The organism is Shewanella sp. S23-S33 (assembly GCF_043359565.1).
In the GTDB taxonomy this organism is placed as follows: domain Bacteria; phylum Pseudomonadota; class Gammaproteobacteria; order Enterobacterales; family Shewanellaceae; genus Shewanella; species Shewanella oncorhynchi.
This window is the reverse complement of the sequence record NZ_JBHFFD010000021.1, coordinates 135,898-161,460: the sequence shown is the minus strand read 5'-3', so window position 1 is coordinate 161,460 and position 25,563 is coordinate 135,898. Positions and strand designations below refer to the sequence as shown.

The 25,563-nt window shown below is 44.0% G+C and carries 26 protein-coding genes, 1 pseudogene and 1 riboswitch; of the genes and pseudogenes, 20 read left to right on the top strand and 7 right to left on the bottom strand.

The window, feature by feature from the left end; all coding sequences use genetic code 11:
- Positions 1-97: 97 nt before the first annotated feature.
- From ACHA99_RS06780 to ACHA99_RS06765, 4 genes and pseudogenes are all read right to left on the bottom strand, one after another.
- A pseudogene (locus tag ACHA99_RS06780) lies at positions 98-2,052 on the bottom strand (hypothetical protein).
- 302 nt (positions 2,053-2,354) lie between these two features.
- Positions 2,355-2,729 carry a DUF2069 domain-containing protein gene (locus ACHA99_RS06775; RefSeq protein ID WP_028760312.1) on the bottom strand — a complete coding sequence of 125 codons (375 nt, stop codon included), beginning with the start codon at positions 2,727-2,729 and terminating at the stop codon, positions 2,355-2,357.
- A 52-nt stretch (positions 2,730-2,781) separates the two neighbouring features.
- Positions 2,782-3,132, bottom strand: a complete 351-nt coding sequence (gene arsC / locus ACHA99_RS06770; RefSeq protein ID WP_286993544.1) for an arsenate reductase (glutaredoxin) — start codon at positions 3,130-3,132, stop codon at positions 2,782-2,784.
- A gap of 128 nt (positions 3,133-3,260) precedes the next feature.
- Positions 3,261-4,730 carry a M48 family metalloprotease gene (locus ACHA99_RS06765; RefSeq protein ID WP_393941812.1) on the bottom strand — a complete coding sequence of 490 codons (1,470 nt, stop codon included), beginning with the start codon at positions 4,728-4,730 and terminating at the stop codon, positions 3,261-3,263.
- A 111-nt stretch (positions 4,731-4,841) separates the two neighbouring features.
- Between ACHA99_RS06765 and ACHA99_RS06760 the strand changes: the two genes are divergently transcribed.
- The 3 genes from ACHA99_RS06760 (at position 4,842) to ACHA99_RS06750 (ending at position 7,244) form a co-directional block, all read left to right on the top strand.
- Positions 4,842-5,075 carry a sulfurtransferase TusA family protein gene (locus tag ACHA99_RS06760; RefSeq protein WP_393941810.1) on the top strand — a complete coding sequence of 78 codons (234 nt, stop codon included), beginning with the start codon at positions 4,842-4,844 and terminating at the stop codon, positions 5,073-5,075.
- Positions 5,076-5,300: 225 nt separating this feature from the next.
- Entirely contained in the window at positions 5,301-6,383 is a 1,083-nt protein-coding gene (locus ACHA99_RS06755; protein ID WP_393941808.1) for an AI-2E family transporter, read from the top strand.
- Between the two features lie 510 nt (positions 6,384-6,893).
- On the top strand, positions 6,894-7,244 hold the full coding sequence (locus ACHA99_RS06750) for a cytochrome c3 family protein (RefSeq protein WP_105252823.1): 351 nt from the start codon (positions 6,894-6,896) through the stop codon (positions 7,242-7,244).
- A gap of 98 nt (positions 7,245-7,342) precedes the next feature.
- Here ACHA99_RS06750 and ACHA99_RS06745 read toward each other — a convergent pair whose 3' ends face one another.
- Positions 7,343-8,089, bottom strand: coding sequence for a cytochrome b/b6 domain-containing protein (locus ACHA99_RS06745; protein ID WP_393941806.1), 747 nt, complete (start codon positions 8,087-8,089; stop codon positions 7,343-7,345).
- A 297-nt stretch (positions 8,090-8,386) separates the two neighbouring features.
- Between ACHA99_RS06745 and ACHA99_RS06740 the strand changes: the two genes are divergently transcribed.
- The gene (locus ACHA99_RS06740; RefSeq protein WP_028760305.1) at positions 8,387-9,022 is read left to right on the top strand and encodes a LuxR C-terminal-related transcriptional regulator; all 636 of its coding nucleotides are present in this window, start codon (positions 8,387-8,389) and stop codon (positions 9,020-9,022) included.
- 117 nt (positions 9,023-9,139) lie between these two features.
- Here the strand turns inward: ACHA99_RS06740 and ACHA99_RS06735 are convergent, their stop codons facing one another.
- On the bottom strand, positions 9,140-10,906 hold the full coding sequence (locus ACHA99_RS06735) for a M61 family metallopeptidase (protein WP_393941803.1): 1,767 nt from the start codon (positions 10,904-10,906) through the stop codon (positions 9,140-9,142).
- A gap of 144 nt (positions 10,907-11,050) precedes the next feature.
- Between ACHA99_RS06735 and hinT the strand changes: the two genes are divergently transcribed.
- The 6 genes from hinT to tsgA all read left to right on the top strand — a co-directional run bounded on the left by hinT (position 11,051) and on the right by tsgA (position 15,211).
- Positions 11,051-11,407, top strand: coding sequence for a purine nucleoside phosphoramidase (gene hinT, locus ACHA99_RS06730; RefSeq protein WP_006081303.1), 357 nt, complete (start codon positions 11,051-11,053; stop codon positions 11,405-11,407).
- Positions 11,404-11,931, top strand: a complete 528-nt coding sequence (locus ACHA99_RS06725) for a PaaI family thioesterase (protein WP_028760303.1) — start codon at positions 11,404-11,406, stop codon at positions 11,929-11,931. The genes hinT and ACHA99_RS06725 overlap by 4 nt, the downstream gene beginning before the upstream one ends.
- Positions 11,918-12,415 carry a PaaI family thioesterase gene (locus ACHA99_RS06720; RefSeq protein WP_168823948.1) on the top strand — a complete coding sequence of 166 codons (498 nt, stop codon included), beginning with the start codon at positions 11,918-11,920 and terminating at the stop codon, positions 12,413-12,415. The genes ACHA99_RS06725 and ACHA99_RS06720 overlap by 14 nt, the downstream gene beginning before the upstream one ends.
- A 169-nt stretch (positions 12,416-12,584) precedes the next feature.
- On the top strand, positions 12,585-12,980 hold the full coding sequence (locus tag ACHA99_RS06715; protein WP_028760301.1) for a YcfL family protein: 396 nt from the start codon (positions 12,585-12,587) through the stop codon (positions 12,978-12,980).
- 300 nt (positions 12,981-13,280) lie between these two features.
- Entirely contained in the window at positions 13,281-13,985 is a 705-nt protein-coding gene (deoD, locus tag ACHA99_RS06710) for a purine-nucleoside phosphorylase (RefSeq protein WP_012196924.1), read from the top strand.
- 50 nt (positions 13,986-14,035) lie between these two features.
- Positions 14,036-15,211, top strand: a complete 1,176-nt coding sequence (gene tsgA, locus ACHA99_RS06705; RefSeq protein ID WP_393941800.1) for an MFS transporter TsgA — start codon at positions 14,036-14,038, stop codon at positions 15,209-15,211.
- Positions 15,212-15,278: 67 nt separating this feature from the next.
- Here the strand turns inward: tsgA and ACHA99_RS06700 are convergent, their stop codons facing one another.
- The gene (locus ACHA99_RS06700; protein ID WP_012196926.1) at positions 15,279-15,959 is read right to left on the bottom strand and encodes a Crp/Fnr family transcriptional regulator; all 681 of its coding nucleotides are present in this window, start codon (positions 15,957-15,959) and stop codon (positions 15,279-15,281) included.
- A 197-nt stretch (positions 15,960-16,156) separates the two neighbouring features.
- A riboswitch (TPP riboswitch) is annotated at positions 16,157-16,295 on the top strand.
- 54 nt (positions 16,296-16,349) lie between these two features.
- Here ACHA99_RS06700 and ACHA99_RS06695 point away from each other — a divergent pair.
- From ACHA99_RS06695 to ACHA99_RS06650, 10 genes are all read left to right on the top strand, one after another.
- Positions 16,350-18,569: a TonB-dependent receptor gene (locus ACHA99_RS06695; protein ID WP_393941798.1), complete on the top strand. Its 2,220-nt coding sequence runs from the start codon at positions 16,350-16,352 to the stop codon at positions 18,567-18,569.
- A gap of 97 nt (positions 18,570-18,666) precedes the next feature.
- Positions 18,667-18,927, top strand: coding sequence for a hypothetical protein (locus ACHA99_RS06690; protein WP_393941796.1), 261 nt, complete (start codon positions 18,667-18,669; stop codon positions 18,925-18,927).
- A gap of 46 nt (positions 18,928-18,973) precedes the next feature.
- Complete coding sequence (gene pnuC, locus ACHA99_RS06685; RefSeq protein ID WP_393941794.1) at positions 18,974-19,627, top strand: nicotinamide riboside transporter PnuC; 654 nt, start codon at positions 18,974-18,976, stop codon at positions 19,625-19,627.
- Positions 19,627-20,739 (top strand): phosphotransferase, encoded by a 1,113-nt coding sequence (locus ACHA99_RS06680; protein ID WP_393941792.1) that lies wholly within the window; start codon positions 19,627-19,629, stop codon positions 20,737-20,739. The genes pnuC and ACHA99_RS06680 overlap by 1 nt, the downstream gene beginning before the upstream one ends.
- A gap of 192 nt (positions 20,740-20,931) precedes the next feature.
- A complete protein-coding gene (locus ACHA99_RS06675; protein WP_393941790.1) occupies positions 20,932-21,789 on the top strand; it encodes a DUF6279 family lipoprotein in 858 nt (285 codons plus the stop codon).
- An 81-nt stretch (positions 21,790-21,870) separates the two neighbouring features.
- Positions 21,871-22,464, top strand: a complete 594-nt coding sequence (locus ACHA99_RS06670; protein ID WP_263163101.1) for a DoxX family protein — start codon at positions 21,871-21,873, stop codon at positions 22,462-22,464.
- A 186-nt stretch (positions 22,465-22,650) separates the two neighbouring features.
- Positions 22,651-23,199, top strand: coding sequence for an NAD(P)H nitroreductase (locus ACHA99_RS06665; protein WP_263163099.1), 549 nt, complete (start codon positions 22,651-22,653; stop codon positions 23,197-23,199).
- A gap of 30 nt (positions 23,200-23,229) precedes the next feature.
- Positions 23,230-23,727: a GNAT family N-acetyltransferase gene (locus tag ACHA99_RS06660; RefSeq protein ID WP_131525839.1), complete on the top strand. Its 498-nt coding sequence runs from the start codon at positions 23,230-23,232 to the stop codon at positions 23,725-23,727.
- A 193-nt stretch (positions 23,728-23,920) separates the two neighbouring features.
- Complete coding sequence (locus ACHA99_RS06655; RefSeq protein WP_028760290.1) at positions 23,921-24,544, top strand: 2OG-Fe(II) oxygenase; 624 nt, start codon at positions 23,921-23,923, stop codon at positions 24,542-24,544.
- A 399-nt stretch (positions 24,545-24,943) separates the two neighbouring features.
- Positions 24,944-25,549, top strand: coding sequence for a GNAT family N-acetyltransferase (locus ACHA99_RS06650; protein WP_131525840.1), 606 nt, complete (start codon positions 24,944-24,946; stop codon positions 25,547-25,549).
- The last annotated feature ends 14 nt before the right edge of the window (positions 25,550-25,563 follow it).

The window sequence follows — 25,563 nt, the reverse complement described above, 5'->3', positions numbered from 1 at the left end:
TTCTGAAGATACAAAACCTACTGGCATTAAAGCCAAAAAGAGTAAAGCCCGTCATGTTTAATGCATACGGGCTTTTGTTTATCTAAAATTTAAAACGCTATTGTTGTGGATGTTGGTGACGGTCACCACTTAAGCGAAGTTCGGCTTCAAAACGAGACTCGGCATTAATTGCAGCTGCATTGCTTTGGCCTTTGAGCTGCGTATTCGCAGGCGATATTGCCAATGTTTGACGCCAGCTTTGACCTTGCACCATATTAATTGGCTCGGGTAGGCTTTCGACCAGACTGATCCCATTAAGCTCTGGCAGCATTTCATCAATCACCAACGCGGCGCGATTTTCTAGACTGTCTTGCGCAATTCTTCCCCTTTGTCCCGAGTCAATAATCAGCGAATCCGCAGTTAATATCGCAGGTTTATTGGTGACGGCGACATCACGCAATATTTGATAGCGATAACTCATCATGGCTTCCTCAAATAACATGGCCGTGTCTTCACGGGTACTGGAATAGGCATAGAAGTCGCTGGCGATATCGGCAGAAAAGAAAGTACTGACATCCGATGCTTGATAGGTCTTTTGCACATTACTCGCCGCTGCGCCGAGGAAACTAACATTGGCAAGTCCCATCATTTCAGTACTCGTTAATGGGTAGGTTTTGCTGACTTCATCTGAAATTAGACTCTTGTTGGCATTGCGGCGGCTGTAGTCATCTAACAGTCTTGGCCCTGTGAGTGTGGCATGCACGCTGCGTGGAAAAAAGTCATTGGCATGGGCGAGTTCGTGATACAACAAGGAGGCCAGATCGGGGTTGATTTGCGCTAATGTGCGGTTTGCTCTGACGGTGATAGGCACGCCAAGGGAGGCATATTGGTTATCTTTTACATAACGCCAAGGCATCACAAAGTTAAGATCATTTCCAAAATTACTGCGGTAATCCGGCGCTTCATTAATAGTGTCGCGTTGGCTTGGCGTAAGCCATAAATCATTGGGATCGAGATAAATCGCCCCTGTGACTACCCAATAAAAAGAAGGGCGTACATCATAGCTAATCACCACGGCCGTGACGGATTGTAATAGGCGAGCAAAATCGCTGTTGGGGTCCATCTGGGCTAAGAAAGCGGCAAAGTTATCACCCATCCAATCGTGGGAAACCAGTACTCGATTTAGAATCGTCTCGTGATTGAGATCGCTTGAGGTTTGACCTATCAAAGGTAAGGTATTGATAGTGCAGCTATCATTAAGCTGATTGGAGTAAACACAGTTTGCTAGCACATTGGCGTAAGGTGAAGCCGGACGATAGGCATGGGTGCGCGCAACTGGGGTATCGAAGTATGGTGAGCTGATCGCTGGCGCCGAGGTTGTTAGCACAAAGACATCATCGCTAAGCTGATTGCCATTGACGTTGGCATTCACTTTGAGGCGAGTGATTGTATCCTGGGTGACCGTTGGCGCGGTAAACAAGGGTCTAAACGGATCGCTCACATCGACCATTAAATCTGGGCCAGATGCTATACACCAAGAGATATTTGCTGCACTTAATTCCGATTGTTGTCCGAGTCTTAAGCTCACATTATTGCCTTCAACCACTTGGTGATCTTGACGGACGTTTAGCATACCCGTCGATGCGGGATCGACATTAATGCCAATTTCTCCGGTGACATCTAGATTACTGCCCGTCACATGCAAGTTAAAACGGTAGCCGCCTGCGGTGGGAGTATCAAAGGCTAATACCGGGCTGTTTTGACTGACGAGTGCGATGTTAGCGCCATCGATTTGCTGCCAACGGAAGGTTAAGTCTTGGCTGTCACGATTTAGGATATTGGCAATGATAGTACTGGATTGACCCGCCACATAATTTGGCTCGGTTTGAAAGCGAATTGAGGATGACGTGGTGGTAATGAGTGGCGAAATACTATCTGTGCAGCGTGCTAGTGAAGTGGAGGGGGCGTGACTACACTATCATCTGGTTGACTATCACCACCGCCCCCGCATGCCGCAAGTAGGCCCGAGCAGGCCATAAATCCGAAAAATTTCAGTGGTATCGACATTCCCATTACACCATTCTCCCTTGTTAACTCTGCTGTGCTATTTAGACTTTTGTGGCGTCATGGGACGCTTATACCGTGAGAAACTGACTATAACACGGGCACTTAGTTGCAAAAAGTCAGTGTAAGTATAATAAGTGTTAATTTTGTCGTGATGGGAATTGACGTCGGAACGGAGGTTAGAACTAAGGTTAAAATGGGTATTCAGGCTGAGATCATAAGGGATATTTGAGCCAAGGTTTGGCCTTGCAATATAAAAAGTGCCGCTATACCCAACAAGGTTAAACGGCACTGAAAATATATTGAACGGACTATTCTTTAGATTTTTTCTTCAGGCCTAATCCCAGTTCACGACCACGTATGCGGGCATAAAATGGGAAAGCGATTAGCAGTACGCCAATCAATAATACTTCGATTAAGGCAAAAGCGAAGGCATCATTGGTGACATAAAGCAGGGTGAGCCCATGTAACATATATAAGCACAGAATAAAACTCGCCCAAGCGTAAGTGTATGGATTACCTTGGAAAACTCCCTTTGCGGGTAGTAATAACGGCACTATCCATAAGAGACTAAATAGCAGGGTGTATTCACCGCTAATCCCTTGGCCAACAAACCAACCGCCTAATAGCAGCACTAGCGCAAAGTAGCCTAAACGGCTAAGGATAAATAAGGTGTTGGACGTCATAAGTCTACCTAAGGGTTGAAAATAAAAGCCATTTTGGTTTAAAAATCATGGGTTAAAGAATAGTGAGCACATTCTCAGGAGGACGGCCGATGGCTGCGCTTTGATTGGCGAGCACAATTGGCCGTTCGATGAGTTTAGGTGTGTTGACCATAGCCTCAATCAACTGCAATTCTGTTAGTGATGAGTCTGCAAGTCCCAAGGCTTGATATTCTGCTTCCTTGGTGCGCATTAATTCGCGAGCACTGATGCCTAGTTTAGCCAGAATGTCGCCGATGTCTTTAGCCGTAGGGGGATTTTTTAAGTAGTCCACTAGGGTAATGTCGCAGCCTTGTTGCTCGAGTAAAGCTAAGGTTTCACGGCTTTTTGAACAACGTGGGTTATGGTAAATCGTCGCTTGGGTCATAGTACTAGAGGCTCAATACGGGCTGAAATAACAATGGCGCGGATAATAACAGAAAAAACCGCGCCCCGTCAGTGTGTTCGGGGCGCATAAATGGGTTATTGTCTTTAATCTATTTGTAAAACAACTTATTACTTAAGCGCATCCATCTCTTTATCAGCCATTTTAAACTGGCGAATACGTGCTTCAATACGTGCAAGCTGTAATGGATTATTTTCGGATGCACGGTAGGCAAAGTTAAGTTGATCGATTGCGCCCTTATAGTTAGCACCTAAGGCCATCAGCTCTGCGGTGGAAAAATATTCCAATGCTTGATTGCCGGTTTTTTTATACACCATAGTCAACAATTGATAGGGCAGTTCATTTTGTTTATCGAGGAAAATCATATCTTCCAGCAAAGGGATTGCTTTGGGGGCTTGATCGGCTTCGATATATATATTGGCTAAGTTGGCATTGATCACTTGAGACGTTGGTTTCATTTTACGCTGGGCTTCGAGCATAGTTATCGCTTTTGCATAGTCCTTACGTTCGATCAGTAAATCAGATTTAGTGTCTATATAAAACAGGTTGTTATCATCGATTTTTAACAGCTCATCAACGATTTTTTCTGATTCATTAAACTTCTTCAATCTATATAAAGCCAGCGCTTTGCCATAAAGTGCCGCCTCTTTGAAGCTATAGGTCTGTTTGTTGAGCTGCCGATCAAACATGCTTAATACTGCTTCGTCGCTATAGCTGGAAAAACGGACTTGAATACGGGCTTTTGCTAGCTGAAAATTAAGATTATCAGGGATATAACGTTTAGGGTATTGCTCGGCACGGTTACGGGCTTCAGTGATCCGCGATTCAGGTAATGGGTGAGTTAATAACATTTGTGGTGGTGTTGTGGTAAAGCGATAACGAGTTGCTAATTTACCAAAGAAATCCGCCGCAGCATTGGGATTAAAGCCTGCATCCACTAGAATTTGCATTCCGATGCGATCGGCTTCCTTTTCATGCAAACGGGTGTAGTTGATTTTCGATTGTGTCGCCATGGCTTGGGTTGTCGCAAGCGCCGCCATACCTGCTTGTGGTACTGCAATAGTTAACAAAATGGCGCCGAGTAAACCGGCAATTGTTGCAGGATTACTTTTTTGCTGTGCTTCAAGGGATCGGGCAAGGTGACGTTGAGTAACGTGAGTTACTTCGTGGCCTAATACTGAAGCCAGTTCGCTTTCATTGTCGGCATTGAGAAATAAGCCTGTGTGTACGGCAACATGGCCGCCAAAGAAGGCGAAGGCGTTGATTTCATCATTTTGTAATAGGAAAAAATAAAACGGCGTTTTTACGCCTGTGGCATGGGCGACCAGTTTATTGCCAAGCTCGGTAAGATATTGACTCAACACGGGGTCATTTAGCATAGGTGCCGATGAGCGAATGATGCGCATATAAGCATCACCGTAAACCATTTCTTTTTCAAGGCTGAAGGTGTTAACTGCGGCCGTACCTAAATCCGGTAAGTCATTGTTGGCAAAGCTTTTGGCGGCGAAGGTTAGCAGCATCAAGGAGAGTGCGCCTGCAACAAAAGGTTTGAATCGAGTCAAAAAAGTCAAGTTACGCAAGCGGATCCTTTTATTTCTAATTATCTCAACTAAAGGCAGATACTGCACTTAGCTTGTAGTTTGAGGTGCAACTTAGGATAATGGCCCAAGTTCGTCTATAGCAAGTTCATTATGATTTTTATTGATTTAACGCTCTTTCGTTGTCCAGTACCCTTAGTGAAAGTGAAGCTTACATTGAAGCCAATGCGAGAGGGTGAGCAGTTGCATATCTTACTCTTAGACTCTGGTTCGCGGCGAGATGTTCCCCAATATTTAAAAAAACAAGGGCATGTCGTGCAAGAGTTGCGTAATGATGCAAGTCTGTTAGCCTTGATGGTCACCAAAGTTGATCTATCTCAGGGATAAATTGAGGATTTTTATGTTTAAATCCTCTTAGACTAGCATCAAGCGCCTAATTTTGAGCCAGAGTGCCGCTCAGGCTAGGTTGTTTACTCCTATCAGTTTATTTTTTGATTTAGCTGACGTGTAGAAGCGAAAGTCTAACTGAGTAAAGTCTCGAATAACATCATGATAAATAAACTTTCCTGAGCGTTTGGGAAGCCTTGCCAACCATCACTATTGGAATGATCCATGTTTACTGTTTTTTCTCGTTGGTATCAAGAGCGCTTTAGTGATCCACAAGCTGTGACCTTAATGGCTATTCTTGTCGGGCTTGCGCTAGTGATTTATTTTGCGGCAGGTCTACTTGCTCCGCTGTTGGTCGCTCTTGTGTTGGCATTTCTATTGGAATGGCCTGTGGCGCAAATGCTTAAATTGGGGATTAATCGCACCGCTGGTGCGTCCTTGGTTATTGTGTTGTTTTTGGGAATCGTGGTTTTACTGACATTTGGCTTAATTCCGAGTGTGTGGCGTCAAGGTGTTAGCTTAATTGCCGACTTGCCTAGCATGATAGATAAAGGCTTGCTGACAATACAAACACTGATCAATCAATATCCACGATTTATCAATCCAGAGCAGTTAGATCTGATGGTTGGTGAGCTTAAAAAACTGCTCGATACTCAACATGTGTTGGATATTGCTAAGCAATTAATCGGTTATTCAGCTTCTTTACTCGTCTTGATGGTGTACGCGATTTTAGTGCCCTTACTGGTGTTTTTCTTTTTAAAAGATAAAGATCAACTGATTAGCGGCAGTAAGCGATTTTTTCCCACAAATCGCCAGCTAGCGCGTAAAGTGTGGTTTGAAATGCACCAACAGATTTTTAATTACATTCGTGGCAAAGTGATCGAAATCGTGGTTGTTGGTGTCGCAACTTATATTTTGTTTGCCTTGATGGGACTGCGATATTCGGTGTTGCTCGGTGTGTTAACGGGGTTATCGGTATTGATCCCTTATGTCGGTGCAACCTTAGTTACATTACCTATCGCCCTAGTGGCATTTTTTCAGTGGGGTTTTAGTTCTGAATTTGGCTATTTAATGTTGGGTTACGGTATTATTCAGGCGCTCGACGGTAATTTACTCGTGCCTATTTTATTTTCCGATGCGGTGGATTTGCATCCGGTGATCATCATAGCGGCCGTATTAGTCTTTGGCGGTTTATGGGGTGTATGGGGAGTATTCTTTGCCATTCCATTAGCATCGTTAGTCAAAGCCGTGATTAACGCTTGGCCTAAAACAGAGCTTGAGGCTGACAATAAACTTGATGCGAGTTGATGCCTACCTGTCTAATAGCTATTTGTATCATTGGTTATAGTGGGCGAGTTAACCGTTATCGCTAATTCCTTCTGGCATTTGAATTAAGTGCCAGAGGCGTTTTGGTTGAATGTTGTGCCTTCACTATTTAAAGCATCCTCGTCTAGTACTCTGTACCCATTCACTTATTGTCATTCCTTTTTATTATCACTTTGTCTTAAGTATCACCATGAATCGAGCTTTTAGTTTTAGATTAAGGGGGATTTATTCTGTCGCTTGCCAGTTTAGGGATTTACATTATGTAGCCTCTAGGTTAGGTAGATGTAAAACTCTTATATAAGCATGTGGTTACATGATGCAGCGCACATTTTACCCTTGAGTATGTTGATAAAGTTGTGTCGCTTAGTTTGGGTTTGCTTATTCGTTCATCCTTAGCTAAGTTATATCGAGTCGTGCTATTTATTTTGGTTGAGAGATGGAAGTCACCCTGACAAGAATTTCCACTGACAATCGCCATTGGAGGATACTATTGTGAGCAAAAAACTATTAAGTGCGCTTTTCGGGGCAAGTCTTGCAGCGTTAGCGCTGTCGCCAACCGCATTTGCTGCAGATCAAAAATTGTCTGATTTCCATGCTGAGTCGGGTGGATGCGAAAGCTGTCATAAAGATGGTACACCTTCTGCGGATGGTGCCTTTGAATTTGCACAGTGCCAAAGTTGTCATGGTACCTATGCTGAAATGGACGCTGTGCATAAGCCACATGACGGTAATTTAGTCTGTGCAGATTGTCATGCGGTACATGATATGAATGTCGGTCAAAAACCTACCTGTGAAAGCTGCCATGATGATGGTCGTACCCCTGCAACTGTTCTGAAAAAATAATCTCAAAAATACGTTTAGAAAAGTTGGTATATACCTTCATGTCTAAATAAATAACGCCAGCGAATAGCTGGCGTTATTTTTATCCGTTTACTAACCGATTACTCGTCTTTTGGTTGGCCTTGGATGATTTTTTTACCCGAAAACATGGCTGAAATAATCCCTGGTTGACGTTTTACTTCAGTATAAATCACCGCGAATACATGTAATAACATCAGCAGTAACAACACATAAACCGCATAGACGTGCACTTGACCTGCCAATCCTTTCATTGGTTTAAGTGCATCCGCTTTTTCTGCGTTCACACCCGTTGCATCATAGGGTTTTAAGCTTGTAGGTTCGACATTGGTATCGGCAAGATAGCTTTGTACAGCACTACCTAGCGGCGGATAATAAATATCTGTACCTGCACGCAAAAGTCCAGTGATCATTATGGTCACTAATAGCAACATGATGGCCAGCACGGCAAATTTACCTTTAGGGTTATGACCTAAATACTGCGGATTTTTCCCCGCGGCTAATTCAGTCTTATAAGCTATTAATTCGCTTTTGCTATTAGCATTGGGAAACATGTGGCTGAAACGCGCATATTTGTTACCGATAAAACCCCACACAAGGCGGACGATGAGGTTTATTGCGAACGCATATCCTATGCACACGTGTAAAGTTTTCAAGCCAATTTTACCTGTTAACTCAGATATGCCTAGCTCAGTGCGATACATCATGATGCCACCGACTAAGGTGAGTGCGAGCACAAGAATGACATTAATCCAATGAAATAATCGCGTCGGTTTGTCCCACACAGGATAGGATTTTATTTCAAAAGCGGTGGGGTTACTGCTGGACATGGAATTTCCTTATTTTTTGTGTTGGTATGATCTTACGCTTTTATCCTAAAATTTCAGTAACTTTTTTCAGTTTCAATTAAGACTTCTGATTGATAGTGTAGTCAACGAAAGTGTTAGAAGTTTTTGATTTGCGTACGGTAAATATTTTTTACGTAAGTCTTTTTAATCTGTTTTATCTAATGCTAATATCGTGACCACGGTAGACTTGGAAGTCTATTGAACGGATGTTGAAGTCGTATTTGGAGGATCTTAGATCCTTAAAGTGAATAATCGTTAACCAGACAGGGAGTGAGCAGGATGTTCAAAATATTACATTGGATTGTAGTGTCACGATCGCAAGTATTGATGGAATTGCTCGCAGGACGTTGGCCGCAGGAGTTTCTCGTTAAGTTGACCCAAGTCAGCCCTGATGAGATGTGTGAGAAAATCAAAGATAATAATGCCTCCATGGTCGTGATCGATTTAGCGACTGTTGATCTTCAAAAAGCACACCAATTTCAGCGTTTACTTGCCCGTGAGCAACCGAGTGTGCGAGTTGTCTATTTGCAGTTCCCTAAACAAGTGGATGCACGTTTCTTAATGCAAGCAGCCACAACTGCAGGGGTGTTTTATCTCGATGCAGGTTTAACTGAGATAAGCCTAGGACTCTCGAATATTTTACGAGGTCATAGGGTCATCCCAATTCAGCTCATTAATGGGGTAAATGATGATTTTGGATTGTTCGAAGACACTGAACCGTTAACTATCCGTGAGCGTGAAGTATTACAAGCATTGTTGACGGGAAGTACTAATTTAGATATCGCCAATCAGTTGTTTGTCAGTGAAAGCACGATAAAAACCCATTTGTACCGAGTATTCCGTAAAATTGGAGTGTCTAGCCGTGGTCAAGCGATTGCGTGGGCACAAACCTATTTGCACGATGTGGTGGTTTAAGTCGATATCAGTATTGATATACAAATGGATATACATTTAAGTTAAGTCTTATCTCAGATAAAAGGGGCTAAAGCCCCTTTTATTATTTCTCAAAAGTGTTCTTAAGCCGAAAGTCTATTAACGTCCAAGCCAAGCCGCTATTTTGCTTTTGTCACGAATGGATAGGGCGACAGTATCCTTAGGCGCGGCAGTTATCATCAATTCACCCGTCATCAATTCATCCCGTCTAAACCAATGTAAATTCAAGGATTCACCCAGCGGATACTGCTGTAGCTGCGCCTCAAATTGTCCTGTGACTTGTAGGTTATCCGCGGCAATTAACACATCACCTGCACTTAACCCTGCAAGGTGTGCAGGGCTGCCTTGGGTGACAGTCACGATTTTTAATCCTATAGGTGCTGCTTGGGTTTTCGCGCCGAATGCAATCTCATAACCTTTCGCTTGCCCGCCGCCCACGTCTTGCGCACCTTGACTGGCTCGAAGACTCAAGTTGACCCCAAATTCGGCGAGTAAAGCCGCTAACGGAATATCGTCAGTGCTATCTAAGTAGGCAAATAGATCTTGGCAATCACGACCAAGGAGTCGTTCAACGATGGCTTGATGGCAAGTATCTGTGGTGCCTTTATCTTGCAGAGCATATTCCTGCCATAAAATCTGCATAACATGGTCGAGATTGTATTTGCCCAGGGTTTCGCTGCGCAGGGTTAAATCTAAATACAGCGCAAACAGAGCCCCTTTAGTGTAATAACTGATGATGGCATTTTGTGCGTTTTCATCCTGCTTGTAGAACTTAGTCCAAGCATTAAAGCTTGAGTCCTTAACACTTTGTTTAAAGCGTCCCTGGCTGTGATAGACACGGGTGAAGGTCTCACTCAGCATATCTAAATAGCTTTGTTCATCTACCAGACCTGCACGATAGGTAAGAAAGTCATCGTAATAGGAGGTGATGCCTTCATAGGCCCATAATTGTGGCGTATAGGTTTCTGCCTCAAGTTTATAGGGTAAAAAGCATTCAGGCTTAATGCGCTTAACGTTCCAGCTGTGGAAATACTCGTGGCTGCACAGGGATAAATAAGTGCGATAGTCATTATTGATTGGCATATCTAGCGACAGCGGTAAGTCTTTGCGTGAACACATTAATGCAGTAGAAGCTCTGTGCTCTAAACCGCCAAAGCCATTGTCTAATACTGTGGTCATAAACAAATAACGTTTAAACGGTGCAGGCGTACCAAAGAAGTTAATCTGATACTCACAAATGGTCTTTAAATCTTGGCAGAGCCTTGGCATGCAAGCACGGTGGCGACCATTGAGTACGATATCATGCCGCACGCCACAGGCATCAAAACTCCCTAAGGTGAATAAACCCATTTCCACCGGATGATCGATGAGCTCGTCATAGCTTTTAGCTGAAAATTGGCCGAAGGCAAAATCGTCACCACTGGTGCGAGTCATGCTGGTAGCAAGGCGCCAGTCACTTAATGTTGGCTCTGTTGGTGGCTCTATAGAGACGGTGTGTAAAGTGTCTTCGAAACCATGGGCGGATAAAAATACGCTACTGCCGTTAAAGAAGCCGTGGGTCATGTCCAAATGCGCGGTGCGCACCGACAGATCCCAAGCATACACTTGATAAGTCAGAATAATTTCGCTGCTATTATTGTCAACCGACCAAGTTTGCTTATCTAGTTGGGTGAGCTTAAGCGTTTGGCCTTGTGCATCTTGTGCCTTGAGTTCAATGATATTTTTGGCAAAGTCGCGCACCATGTAACTGCCGGGCAGCCAAGCGGGTAGGCTAAAGACCTGCACTGGCTTGGGTTGTGATAATGTCATAGTAACAGCGAATAAATGGGCTTTCGGATCGACGGGGATTATCTGGTAATGGATCATATTTATCCTGCAAAACCTGAGTGTTTTAATGGTGGCCATGCTGCCAAAAATGCCTGCAACTGGCAAATGAAAAGCAAAATATCTGCAGACACAAAGTATTGAATTGCTAGTATACTATGCCAACTAACCCAAGGAGGACGCCCCATGGCCGAAGAAACGATTTTCAGCAAAATTATTCGTCGCGAAATTCCCGCGGATATTCTGTATCAAGATGAACTTGTGACAGCCTTTAGAGACATTTCCCCTAAGGCGCCAACGCATATTTTGATTGTGCCGAATCATTTGATCCCAACGGCGAACGACATGAAAGCCTCTGATGAGCCAGTGCTTGGCCGTATGATGACGGTTGCGGCTAAATTGGCGGCGGAAGCGGGTATTGCTAAAGATGGCTACCGACTGATCATGAACTGCAATCAACACGGTGGACAAGAAGTCTATCACATTCATTTCCACCTTGTGGGCGGGGAGCCTCTGGGGCCCATGTTGAGCCAAGGCAAATGAAGGTCAATTCGGATTTTTTCCCGCTGACCCAAATGGCGCAGCGGTTTGTGGATCAACTAGCCCAGTGTCGCCGTCTCGGTTTAACCGTATTGGAGGCGAGTGAGCACCATGTGTTGATTGAGTTGCCCTATAGCACTGAATTAATTGGGTATCCCGATACCGGTGTTATCCATGGCGGGGTGATCACTACTTTAATGGATACCGCGTGTGGCAGTGCAGTCGTGAGCGCTATTTTCCATAAATTCAAATTATTAGAAATATCACCTACGCTCGATTTGCGGGTGGACTACATGAAGCCCGCTCAGCCCCATAAGCCTGTATTTGGTTTTGCAGAATGCTATAAGTTGTCTTCTAATATTGCCTTTACCCGTGCAATTGCTTACCAAGACAGTATTGACGATCCCATCGCCCATGCCGTCGGCTCTTTTATGCGGATCAGCCCTGAAATGGTCGGTGATGCCTTTAGGCAAGCGTTAATGGGTGAAGCCGTGCCTGCGATAGGAGAGAGTGATGAGCGCAAATAATTCGATACTAGATGCAGCCAGTACAACTCAAAACGCACAGGTTAAAGCGCCTATTGATGTGCAAGGCATAGTTAAACGCGCGACTGAGCTTAACGATTTCGGTCATTTACTTGAGCACGTTCCCTATGCCAAATTTATTGGCATGAAGGTAGAGCGTTTTGGTGATGAACTGATTTTTAAATTGCCCGCTAAAGACGACAATATCGGTAATCCTGTGTTGCCCGCTATTCATGGCGGCGTGATTGCGGGCTTTATGGAAATGTCAGCGATAGTGCAGTTAATGGTATTTATGCAAACAGCAAAGGTGCCTAAAGTCGTTGATTTTTCAATCGACTATTTACGTGCAGGTCTGCACAAGGATAGTTTTGCTGAGTGTCGTATTACCCGTCAGGGTCGACGAGTCGCCAACGTGAATATTGATTGTTGGCAAACCAATCGTAAGCAGCTTATTGCTACGGCACGGGCACATTTTTTGATTGATTAATCTGATTAAGTTTAGATTGATGAAGCATGACTGATTCACTATTTTAGATTGAAAATGCTTTATTTAGCCTATGTTATTAAGCATGAGTTCAGCACTGTTCGATTAGTTTGTCGTTTAATGGGAAATGATGCGCTAGCTGCGTATTTTGTGGCGTGACTAGGAGAAATATATGAAACAAGTTTATACAGGGTTATTACTGGCCGCAGCGCTTACCTTAGGTGCTTGTGCCTCACATACCGCAGGGATTTCAGTGAGTTCACTGGGTGAAACCCGCGTCGATAATTCCAGCTTTGCCCGAGATATTGCGGTACAGAGTGTGGATGCACGCCGAGTCGGTGATTTAGTGCAGGGCTCAGCGTTGATTGTTAGCAAATCCTCTTCCGATATGCGTGTGCAATATAAATTCACTTGGTACGATGCCAGCGGCTTTACTATCGAAGATGAAGCGACCAGCTGGAAATCAGTGAAATTACACGGCAAACAGCAATTGCAAGTCGGCGCCGTAGCACCTAATGCCCAAGTGGTTAAATTTGATGTATACGTGCGTGAAACCTTTTCAAACTAAGCTTGAGTTTGCTTCTGTTTAGTTTATTCCGTGTTTAATTGATTTTTTGATATTAAACCCGTTCTAAAAAGGCTTACTTCTTTTAAGGAGTAAGCCTTTTTATTCTTTTTACATCAACGTTCAATGACCTTAAGGTCATTCAAATGTTATTGGCTTTCGTCTTTTTGACATTGAAAGTTGCGATAAATTACCCATTTTTAAGCAAAAAGGTTTACGGCAAGATGAAATCCGGACTTTAGTCCTAAATACATTCAGTGATTGAGCACTACTATCAGCATATTACCACATGAGGATAGAAAGATGACTGCTCATATTAATGCTCAACCTACTGATTTTGCTGAAACTGTTATTATGCCGGGTGATCCACTCCGTGCTAAATATATCGCTGAAACCTATCTCACCGATGCCGTAGAAGTCACGAATGTTCGCAATATGCTTGGTTACACGGGCTTTTACCAAGGACAGCGTATTTCCGTTATGGGTCATGGTATGGGTATTTCATCTATGGTGCTCTATGGCCATGAGCTGATTAATTATTTTGGCGTGAAACGCATTATTCGTATTGGCAGTTTAGGTGCAACACAAAAACATGTACAAATGCGAGATGTCATTTTAGCCCAAGCCGCAGGCACGGATTCACCTACTAACGCTAAGCGTAGTAGCGGCTACCAAATGGCGACTTCTGCGACCTTTTCTTTATTACATAAAGCTTATACAACAGCGAATGAGAAAGGCATTAGTGTAAAAGTTGGCAATATCTTTAGTGGTGATCTTTATTACGATCCCGATGAAGATATGATCCCCGCACTTGAACGTTTTGGGGTATTAGGTATTGATATGGAAGTGGCGGGGCTTTATGGATTGTCACACCAACAAGGTATCGAATCATTAGCCATTTTAACGGTATCGGATCATTGTTTAACCGGTGAAGAAACAACGGCCGAAGAACGCCAACTCTCTTTTAATAATATGATCGAGCTCGCGTTAGAAACCGCCCTCAATTAGGTTTAAAGCCATCCTTTGAACCCTTAGCATTTCACTTATGGAATGACATAATGAATAATAAAATTACTTTAACAGCCATCAGTTTTCTCGCCAATTTTATTATGGCGGGCTTTGCGACCCAATTTGGGATGTTGATTGAACCCATAGCTGAAAAATTTGCCGCTAATGTTAACGAAGTTGCATCAATTTTTTCATTGCTCAATGGTGGTGCACTCGCGGGGACGATTGCAGCATTTTTCTTTATTGAAAAAATGGGTATCAAAAGAATGACCTTGATAAGTTACAGTCTGGTTGCTCTTTCTGCTCTGGCTTTACATCTAACCAGTTCCCTACAAGTTGTGATGGTAGCAATGACCTTAATTGGTTTTTGTGGCGGTATCGGTCTATGTATTGCTGGTACGATTGTGGTGTCTGTGTGGCAAGAGAAATTACAAAGCACAATGTTAGTGGTGCAAGATGCAACGTTTAATATTGCAGGCGTTATTTTTCCATTGATAACGACTTATGCATTAACAAATTCATTATCATGGAGTTATAGCTATTTAGCCGTAGGTTTAGTGGCGTTCGGTACAGTCATTATTACCTTGTTCACTCATTTCTCTATTTGCGAGCAATCGTCTACAACACAAGAGAAACAACAGTCTGAATGGAATATCGGTATTATTAGTGGAGGTATTGGTTTATTTTTAGGAATGCTGGCTTTATATACTTTTTTAACTTGGGCACCTTTATTTGTAAAACAAAAATTTGATATTCCGTTTGAAGATGCCGGTAATATTATTACCCAGTATTGGTCCGCTGCGCTAATTGGTGCGTTAATTTCGACTGTGATTGTGACTCGTGTAAAAATTCACCATTTCTTAGTCGGTATTATTGCTTTAGCTATGGTGATCACCGCTGCCATTGTCAGTACCAATAATCTTAATTGGATAGCTTATTTAACCTATGGTTATGGTTTTGTGTGTGCCGCGCTTTATAATGCATTTATTGCTTATGGCGTGTCTTTTGTAAAAAAAGCCAGCAGCAAAAATGTGTCATATATACTTATTAGCGGAAGTGCAGGGGCGATGTTTAGCCCAGCCATCAGTTCTTTCTTTGAACGTATTATCGGATTACAAACAGTGATGTATGTGATACCTCTGCTTTACGCAGCGATATTTATGCTATTGATCGTTTCAAGTCGGATGAAACCGGCTATGGAACAACACTCGCCATCGGTAAGTTAATTTACCTGTGCATCCATCCCACACTCGGTTGTTAAATTAAGTCGAGTGTGGGTTATGTTGAAAGCGGTTATATACCTGCTTCAACAAATTTCTTGAGTGCGTTGAGATCACAAATCCGAATGCCATCTTTTTTCCGCTCAATTAAGCCTCGTTCCTCAAGATTTTGTAGTGCCCGACGGTAGACTCGGTCGGTAGTGCCAAATCGTTCAGCCTCTAAATAGCGTTTACTAAAGCCATCTACGGGCAAGTCATTTAAGTATTCATGGTAAATATCAAATGCCACGTTATAACTGATGGGATAGAGCAGTCGCCGAGTAAAAATATCCACTGTGTCTTGGTAGTCAATCGCAATTGCACTAGCGAAAAATAGCGCGAGTTGAGGATGCTGACCGAGGCAATGTTGTAGTTTTTCAGCGCTAATCAACATGATTTCTAAGGGTTCACTGGCAATAATGTCTAGTTGACAGTGGTACTGGGTGAAGAACTCCATTTCGCCAAACAGTTGTGAATCACAATCAATAGTGCCTAATTGAAAACACCGACCATTTCTCGCGGTATGGCCGAGTGATACTCGACCTTGCTTCACCAATACAAGTGATGCCATCGCTTCCCCCTGCGTCATGAGGTGAGCGCCTTTTTTGAGCATTTTTATTTCGCTGATGCAGCTAAGTACAACCGCTTCAATAAGTGGATAGTCTTGCTCCCATCGCTGGCTATAACGTCCTTTCGATAAAGGTTTTAGCTGCATCGACTATGATCCTCTTACTGTGTTCGAAATTGCGACCTTCTATAGCATTATCATGATAGGCGGTCAAATGGATGAAAGGATTTAGGCTGATACTAAATACATTTTCATCATACGAACTGAAGGGCAGTGGTTTTCGCGACATTTAATTGAATCGCAGAGATAAGAGTGCCCACTTTTTATTTCCGTCATGTATACTAGGCGCCGCCAAGGGGTGTTTGTTGTGCATTAATGTTACTCTGATTTTAACGTTAACGGCTGCAAACTGAGATGTCATCTGACGAACCCTTAGAACCTGATCCGGCTAATACCGGCGTAGGAATGGGCCAATCAACAGCACACTTCTGAATCGCTTATTCGTTGCCGGATCTCAAACATTATATTTGAGGTCCTATGTCAAACCGTAAAACGTCAAACCATCAATCCCCATTTTCAACCGTATCGCCAAGCTTATTTTTAGCCCGAGCACCGCTGGCATTAGCCATTGCTGCTGCGATGAGCACTTCTGCACTTGCACAAACTGATGCTATCGATAAACCCGATCCCAGCCCTGAGATGGAAGTCATGGTGGTGACGGCGGATTTTCGTAGTTCAAGCTTAGAAAAAATGCCCTCCAGCATTACCGTTATCGACAGTCAAAAAATTCAAGATGAAAGTGCGCAACACTTTGAAGATCTGCTTAATTCTATCGCCAATTTTAACTGGTCAGGTGGAAGCTCGCGGCCGAAATATTTTCAAATTCGCGGTGTAGGGGAGCAGGAACAATACCAAGGTGCACCTAATTCTTCCGTGGGCTACATCATAGATGATATTGATTTATCCGGTATTGGTATGGTGTCGAGTATGTACGATTTACAGCAGGTCGAAGTGCTTCGTGGACCGCAGGGGACGCGTTACGGCGCGAATGCCTTAGCGGGATTGATTTATCTGAAGAGTAACGATCCAACTGATGTGTTTGAGCATGGCGGCGAAGTGTCGTTAGGCGAGGATGATTTACGCACTTTTAGCGGGTTTAGCTCGGGCCCATTAACGGATTCTGGCAAGCTGCTTTATCGTGTGTCAATGCAGCAGCACCAGCAAAATGGTTACCACGATAACCTGTATTTAGACCGTGATGATACCAATGGTCGCGATGAATTCAGCGGCCGCGCTAAGCTGCGCTGGTATGCGACAGATGATTTGCAGTTTGATTTAACTGTGCTGCATGCCGATTTTGATAATGGCTATGATGTGTGGAGTTTAACTAATTCACCAACTCAGACAACATCGGATCAACCGGGTGTTGATAGCCAACGCACCACAGGCGCGGGTTTTAAAGCGACCTATTCTGGCGCAGAAAACTTCGAATTAACTTCGTTAACCTCTTTTGCGAATACCGATCACCATTACAGTTACGATGGCGATTGGGCTAACTCAGAATATTGGGCCTCTAAGCAATGCAATGATGACAATGGCAATCTGGCGCCGTGTCAATACGATTATTTTTGGGATAAAACGGGTCAGCGTAAAACCGTGTCGCAAGAGTTTCGCCTAAGTTCTACCGAGCAGGGCCGTATTTTTGCAGAGAGTACAGATTGGTTGCTTGGTGTGTATGCCATGAATCTGAAAGAAGATAACCAATTGTATTCTGAGTACAATGCTTCGCCGGATGAAGTCTTAGACTCAGAGTATGAAGCGACAAACTATGCACTGTTTGGCCAGCTCGATACGGATTTGGGCTCAAATTATGCTTTATCTGTGGGTCTACGTTTAGAGCGTCGCAACAGTCATTACTCTGATACGAATAACGATAATTTCGACCCGAGCGAAACCATGTGGGGCGGTCATATTGCTGTGAGTAAAGTGCTGAACGACTCGCACAATGCTTATGTCCGAGTCGCACGCGGTTACAAGGCGGGCGGTTTCAACATGACTTTACCCGTCGAATTGAACGATAAAAAAGAGTTTAGTACTGAGACGCTCTATAACTATGAAATCGGCCTTAAATCCCATTGGTTAGCGGGACTTATCGATACTAATTTGGCGCTGTTCTATATGGACAGACAAGATCAACAGGTGGCTGCATCACAGCAAGATCCTGATAAACCACAGCGTTTTATCTTGTTCACTGAAAATGCAGGCAGTTCGAATAACTATGGCGCTGAGTTAGATGCAACCTGGTATACCACGGATAATCTGCAAGTTTACTCAAGCATAGGTTGGTTAGAAACGGCCTACGGTGACTACCAGTATCAGGACAAATATGGCACTGAGGTGGATTTAACTGGCCGCGATCTGGCCCATTCTCCACACGTTACCTACAGCCTTGGCGGGACTTATCGTGCCAATTCGGGTTGGTTTGCTAACCTGAATCTTAGCGGTAAGAGTGAATTCTATTATTCAGACAGCAATGAATCCCGCTCTGAACCCTACACTATCGTCAATGCTCGCGTAGGTTATGAGGCGAACGCATGGTCGGCATATTTGTGGGGACGCAATCTGTTTAATGAAGAATACGGTGTGCGTGGCTTCTATTTTGGCAATGAGCCAGATAACGGTTGGGCGGAAAAGCAATATATTCGTTACGGCGATCCGCGTCAGATTGGCGTAACCTTTAACGTTAAGTTTATGTAATAGCTCATTTTAAAGTGAGCATAATCATTTAAGTGTTAACTGAACTGTAGCCCAGTATTTGGGCTACAGCCTTACTTCTGAATATCAAGGAATTAAAATGAAACTGACCGCAGAAATTAGCATGTATCCCTTTAATGAAAATTACCTCGACCCTATCCAGTGGTTTATTGGCCGCGTGGATAGCTATCCCAATATCGAGCGCGTGACTAATGCGATGGCCACTCAAGTGTGCGGTGATTATTTAGATGTGATGACTATGCTGGCGACCGAGATGCAAGCGGCCCATGAGAAGTGGGGCAAGGCAGTATTTGTGTGTAAGTTTATCGGTGGTGAGCTGAATTTAGCCCACAGCGAATAATGATTGACCGCCATGTAAGCGACAAATAGGCAATGAGAACAACACTATGACAGATTTATGGTTAACCTTGGTCGAGAGCGTTAATACGGCCTTTGGTGAAGTCCATGTGATGACCGTATGGGAAGCACTCGCGGTATTGCTGGCGATGGCATATTTACTGCTGGCTATGAAGGCGAGCGTCTGGTGCTGGGCGGCGGCCTTTGCCAGTACCGCTATTTACACTGTGTTGTTTTGGAAGGTGTCGCTACTGATGGAGTCTGTGCTTAACGTCTATTACATGGCAATGGCGCTCTATGGATATTGGCTCTGGACCCAAGGTGGTGATAAGCATCAAGGCGTAAAAGTGACCACTTGGCCATTGAAAACCCATTTAAAGTTGATCGCAGCGACGGGCGTGATTTCGCTTTTGGTTGGTCACGGTATGGCGACGTATACCCAAGCCGCATTCCCGTATCTAGATGCGGCGACAACCTGTTTCGCCGTGATGACGACTTATTTAGTGGCAAAAAAGGTACTTGAGAATTGGCTTTATTGGGTGGTTATCGACATAGTGTCGATTTACCTTTATCTCAGCAAAGGCTTGATGCTGACATCCTTGTTATTCGTGCTTTATGTGGGTTTAGCGGTCGTGGGGTATTTCCTGTGGCGAACCGCGTTAGCCGACGCCCGTGAAGCTAATGCCTTGAAGTTACTCAGTTAATGCTCGATATAAACGTCTCGATGCAGCGCTCAGTGGGCGAGCCATTCAAAGCACTTTACCCCATACTCAAAAGTGCTGGGCTAGTTAACGTGTTAAGTATTCATGAGCTTGCGGGCGGCTTAAGTAATCATAATTATAAAATCACTACGCCCACAGGCAGTTATGTGTTGCGGGTGAATGCCGATGCGGCGGACAGTTTTTGCAACCGCCAGCAGGAGCGTTTTTACTGGCAGCAATTGGCTCAAGCTAAACTTGCTCCTGAACTGTTGTGGGTGAGCGAAGATGAGCGTTATTACCTCAGTGATTTTATTGAAAGTGATTATATTGAAAGTGACGATATTGAAAACGAGGTCTTAATCCACTGGCCAGCGTTAGAGCGCCAAACGAGTGCTGCTGATTTTGTGCTGGGGCAATCGACGTTTAATTATTTACAGTATCCGGCAGCAGAACAAGAAACGAATCCTAACCAAGCCCATTGTTTGCTATTGGCGTTATTGCTGCAATTACGCGATCTGCCTACAGGGCCTTACGCTATTAGTATCACTGAGCAGTGGCAGGAATATCACCAACAAATGCTTGCCTATCAGGCTTCTGCAACATTTTGTGAGCCAGTATTAAGGCGTGCTGTGCCATTGAAGCAGGGTAGTGATATTGGTGATAGCAATACTCACGATTGGAATGAGCGGGTGGCTAAGCTGCTTGCAATTCAAATCGAAATCAAACATTGGTGTGATGAGTTAGCAGCCTGCATAATCAAGCCGCAGTTTTGCCATCGCGATCTTAATCCCCATAATTTGTTACTTAAAAATAACCGCTTGTGTTGTATCGATTTTGAGTATGCGACGGCGTCGCATCCACTGTGTGAGTTGGCTGTAGTGTTAGCGACCCATGCGTTAACGCCCTATCAGCAAAGTGTGTTGGTGAAACAGTATCTAAGTGGACACCCTTATGTTACTGCACAAGCCGTAACGGCAGTGCCTGCCGCTATTGACATGTATTGGGTATTTGCTTGTTACTGGGCATTATTGATGGCAGCGCAAACAGAACCCAGTCGTAGCGCCGACTACCTTGCTTGGTTTGATTGCTTCTGGCCGCTGATCACCCCCAAATAGTCATTATTGCGTGTGCTTAGTTTCCATCTGATGATAATGGTTCATTCCCTTATGGCATTGACCGCGCTATGGTGGGACATGCGGGTATAACATACTGAAAACCTTTATTAGACAAACTTGTTTGATATAAAAAGCAACTTTATATAGTCTCAAGCGTCTTATTAGCAACAATTCTAGGATGGATTATTCAGTATGAAAAAAGGCGTGATGCTACTTGTGTGTCTCTTAGGCTTAAGCGCCTGCTCCACTAAATTCAGTTACCATTTCCTCGACTGGGCCATCGGCTGGGAGCAAGAGGATTATGTTACCTTAGATAAATCTCAGCAAAAGGCATTCGATTCCCTCATTGAAAAATTTGTCATTTGGCATCAATCCAAAGAGTTAGCTCATTATGTGGTGCAATTGACCGAAGTCGAAGGCCTCATAAAAACCAATACGTTAACGCCAGTGCTATGGGCAGATCATGTGAATATTGCTAAGCGGCATTGGTTTCGATTGTTTGAGTTCGCCTTGCCCGAGCTTCTACCTATCATAATGTCTTTGTCCGATGAACAGGTGAAGCAGATCCTCACAAAATTACGGGAGGAAGAGCAGGAGCTCGTCAAAGAGTTTGCCGGCAAAACTCCAACGCAGTTACAAAAAGATGCCGATGAAAACCTTCAAACCCAATTTGATGATTGGCTTGGAAGTGTAACTGCGGAGCAAAAAGTACTTATTCACCAATATAATCAACAGCGTTTATCCACCTTAGATATGTGGCTTGAGTACAGGCACGAATGGTTACGCCAGTTTGAGGTTGCACTAGGTCAGCGCGCTGATAAAACATTATTAACCGAGCGTTTGACCTTGCTGATGACGCAGCCCGATGAGCTTAAGTCAGAGCAACATAAAGTGTTTTTACGTAAAAATACTGAGGCATTTGGGACTTTGTTGTTGGCGATGAATGCGAGCTTATCGGAGCAGCAGTCTAAGCATTTTTATAAAAAGTTAGGTGGGCTCATTCAAGATCTCAAGGAACTGAATCAGGAAGCGATTGAAAAAGAAGCCTAGGTCATGAAAGATTTATTGCCTTGCTAGGGTCTATTTCTGCAAGCCAATAAATCAGCCTACTAACGACTAAATAGAGACCTTATGCCACTCGTATCCCTTTACCAGAAACTACTCAATATGAGCCGCTATTTCGAAGGGTTAGCGCCATTAGCCCTTAGGATTTACCTTGCACCTGTGTTAATGCAAGCAGGCTATAACAAGCTCGCTCACTTTGAAGATACGGTTGCTTGGTTTGCCAATCCCGATTGGGGCTTAGGTCTGCCAATGCCGGCGTTAATGGCAGGACTGGCGGCGGGAACTGAGTTCTTTGGCGCTATCTTGTTACTGCTTGGGCTCGCGACGCGACTGATTTCTATCCCTTTAATGGTCACTATGTTGGTCGCCGCATTGACTGTGCATTGGCCAAATGGTTGGTTAGCGATTGCCGATGGTAGCTCTTTGCTAGCCAACGACAGAGTGCTTGAGGCTGGGGATAAACTGGCGAAAGCCAAAGAAATATTGCAGGAGCACGGTAACTATGACTGGCTGACTAGCTCAGGTAACTTAGCTGTGCTTAATAATGGGATTGAGTTTGCGATCACCTATTTTATTATGTTGCTGGCGCTTTTTACCTTAGGCGGTGGTCGTTACACTAGCCTAGATTATTTCATCGCTAAGCGTTGTGGGATTAAGTAAGTCTTTCTCAAGCGGGCCCAATTGTTAACTGCATCGGATTTTCAAGCGCATTTAATTTTGAAGCCCACTCGATTGTTAAGTGCACTCAACAAGTTAAATCCCACTCAAGCGGTGGGATTTTTTTATGCCTCTTTGTCAGCAATTTGCTATGCTTGAGCGCAATTTATATCGAACTAGGATAAGAACTTGGACGCTATTGAACTTTTACTCACTCGCCAATCAACCCCACGATTAACTGCTCCTGCTCCAGATGCGAGTCAATTAAAAATCATCTTAGATGCTGCCATTCGTGTGCCAGATCATGGCGCCTTAGCGCCATGGGAATTTATTATTGCCGCAGGACAAGGGTTAGAGACCTTGGCAGATATCTTTGTTGAGGCAGCGAAAGCGAGCGACGCCGATGAGGATTTTGTCAATAAAGCTAAGGGCATGCCAATGCGTGCGCCTATGGTGATTACTGTCGTGGCGAAAACGCAGCAACATTCCAAAGTCCCCGTACTTGAACAGCTCATTGCAGCGGGTTGCGCGACCATGGCGATGCAGCAGGCTGCCTTCGCCTTAGGTTTAGGTGCCGTGTGGCGTACAGGGGATTTTGCCTTTGATGCGAATGTGAATGTTGCTTTAGGTCTTGAGCCACACGATCAAATCGTCGGTTTTTTGTATGTGGGTACGCCAGCGGTTACTGCTCCTAAGAAACCGCAAAAGGACGGCAGTCAGTACGTCCGTTATTTATAAATCCGCCCTCTTTTTTAGTGGAGAAATTCTATGCAAGTTGCGCGTACTCCTAGACTCATCCTGCGGCAGTTAACCCCAGCCGACGCTTCTTTTATGTTAGTCTTGCTCAACAGCCAAGGCTTTATAGAGAATATCGGGGATAGAGGAGTACGCACACTTGTGCAGGCTAAGGATTATATCGTCAATGGACCGATGAAAAGTTATGCCGAGTGCGGTTTTGGTTTTTATGCTGTAGTGCTCGCCGAGAATGGATTCACCATTGGCATCTGCGGTTTAATCAAACGGCCGACACTGGACAATGTCGATATAGGCTATGCTTTTTTGCCGCAATATTGGGGCAAGGGCTATGCATTCGAAGCGGCTAAAGCCGCTTTTGACTTAGGTAAAAGTTTAGGTATTGAGCGTATTGTCGCGATTGTTAGCAGTCATAATAGTGCTTCAAAAGCTTTGCTGAACAAACTTGGATTACACTTTGAGCGTTGTTTGCAGCTTAGTGATCATGATGCGCCTGTTGAACTGTTTGGTTAACGTTAACGTGTTGTTTATATTGGTTTTTATTTTGTTGTAATTCCGTCTTCTTTATTCTAGAATTTCGCAAAATTTATCGTTGAGATATGGCAATCATATCTCTTATCGACGCCCCTCGAAAATCAGGCTCACTTAATCCCTCCTTGAGCCCTTGAGTACAGCAAAAGCGTAGCCCTTTTTTGGATGTAGCATAATGGTTTCGCAATTAAGTGAAGCAATGCTGGACGTGATCGCTGATGCCTTGGTAGACAAAGGCTATATCTTTTTATCTGACTTAGTTCCTTCCTGTATTAGTCAAGTACTATTGGAAAAAATTCAATCAACTGAAATATATGAATTAAAAGCTGCCTCTATCGGTCGAGGTTCTGAACAGCACTTAAATCCAGACATTCGCCGTGACAGAATACAGTGGCTAGAAGAGCAAAATGAGCCCGATGCCCAGTATCTTGAGTTGATGACACAACTCAAAAATGGCTTGAATCGTCGCTTGTTTATGGGCTTATTCGATTATGAAAGCCACTATGCGGTATATCAGCCTGGGGCCTTTTATAAAAAACATGTTGATGCACTTAAGGGCAGCCAAAATCGTATTTTAACCACAGTGTTTTTCTTAAATCCTGACTGGAAAGCGGCAGATTGTGGCGAGTTGATTATCTATGATGAAGCCGATATTGAGATTGAGCGCATCGCGCCTAAAATGGGCCATTTTGTGATTTTCCTCAGTGAGCGTTTTCCCCATGAAGTGACCAAAACCTTGGCACAGCGCAATAGCATTGCGGGCTGGTTTAGGGTCAGTAACAGTGTTCATGGCTTTTAACTTTAGCTTTTAACTTCACCTGAAAACAAACGCCTAAATGCTGCCCACAGGTTTAGGTGTTTTTGCTCTCGATTGTCGCTTTTGGTCATCACCAATCACCAATCACCAATCACTTATCGCGACTGCGCAATGTCATTGGCTATTTCTCGGATATTGATTGGTCATATCACGGCGTGTTCTTCCGCAGCAGTATTTATTCCAACCTGTTTTAACTGCCTTGTACTCATTTTTTCAATTTTTTTTACACTCTTAAGCTTTAGGTAATCTAAGCCGCCGACAATGGGGTAAATTTGTCCAATCATACTGAAAATAGGGTATTTTTTTATTCTCGTTTAATGTTAGGCTAGATAAAAACGTGCGCTACAACACACTTTTCTATCATCTAACGGAGGCGATACTGTGGGCTGTGAAGATAACTTAGGTTGTTTAAGTGGTGAGCATATTGTACTTGAGCCCTTATCTTTGTCCCATGTGGCGGCATTGAGTCTAGCCGTGACAGATGGTCAACTTTGGCGTTTATGGTTTACCAGTGTCCCTGAGCCAACGGAGATGAAGCTCTATGTGGCTAAAGCACTCGAAGAAAAAGCGCGGGGCCTGAGTTTTCCCTTTGCGGTGCGGGATAGAGTGTCAGGGGAAATCGTCGGATGCACGCGAATTTGCAACTGGGAGTCTGATAATCGCCGTCTTGAGATTGGATACACTTGGTATGCTAAACGTGCCCAGCGCACTGGGATTAATACTGAAGCTAAACTGCTGTTATTGACCTTTGCTTTTGAAACCTTAGACGCCATTGCCGTTGAGTTTCGTACTCATTGGCATAACCAAGCTTCGAGACAAGCCATTGCAAGACTGGGCGCTAAGCAAGATGGTGTATTGCGAAATCATAAGATTCTTAAGGACGGCACTATCCGCGATACCGTGGTGTATTCCATTATTGATACCGAGTGGCCAACGGTGAAAAACAGTCTGCAATTTCGATTGCGACAACGACCGCCAACACTCTAATGATAAATAGGAAA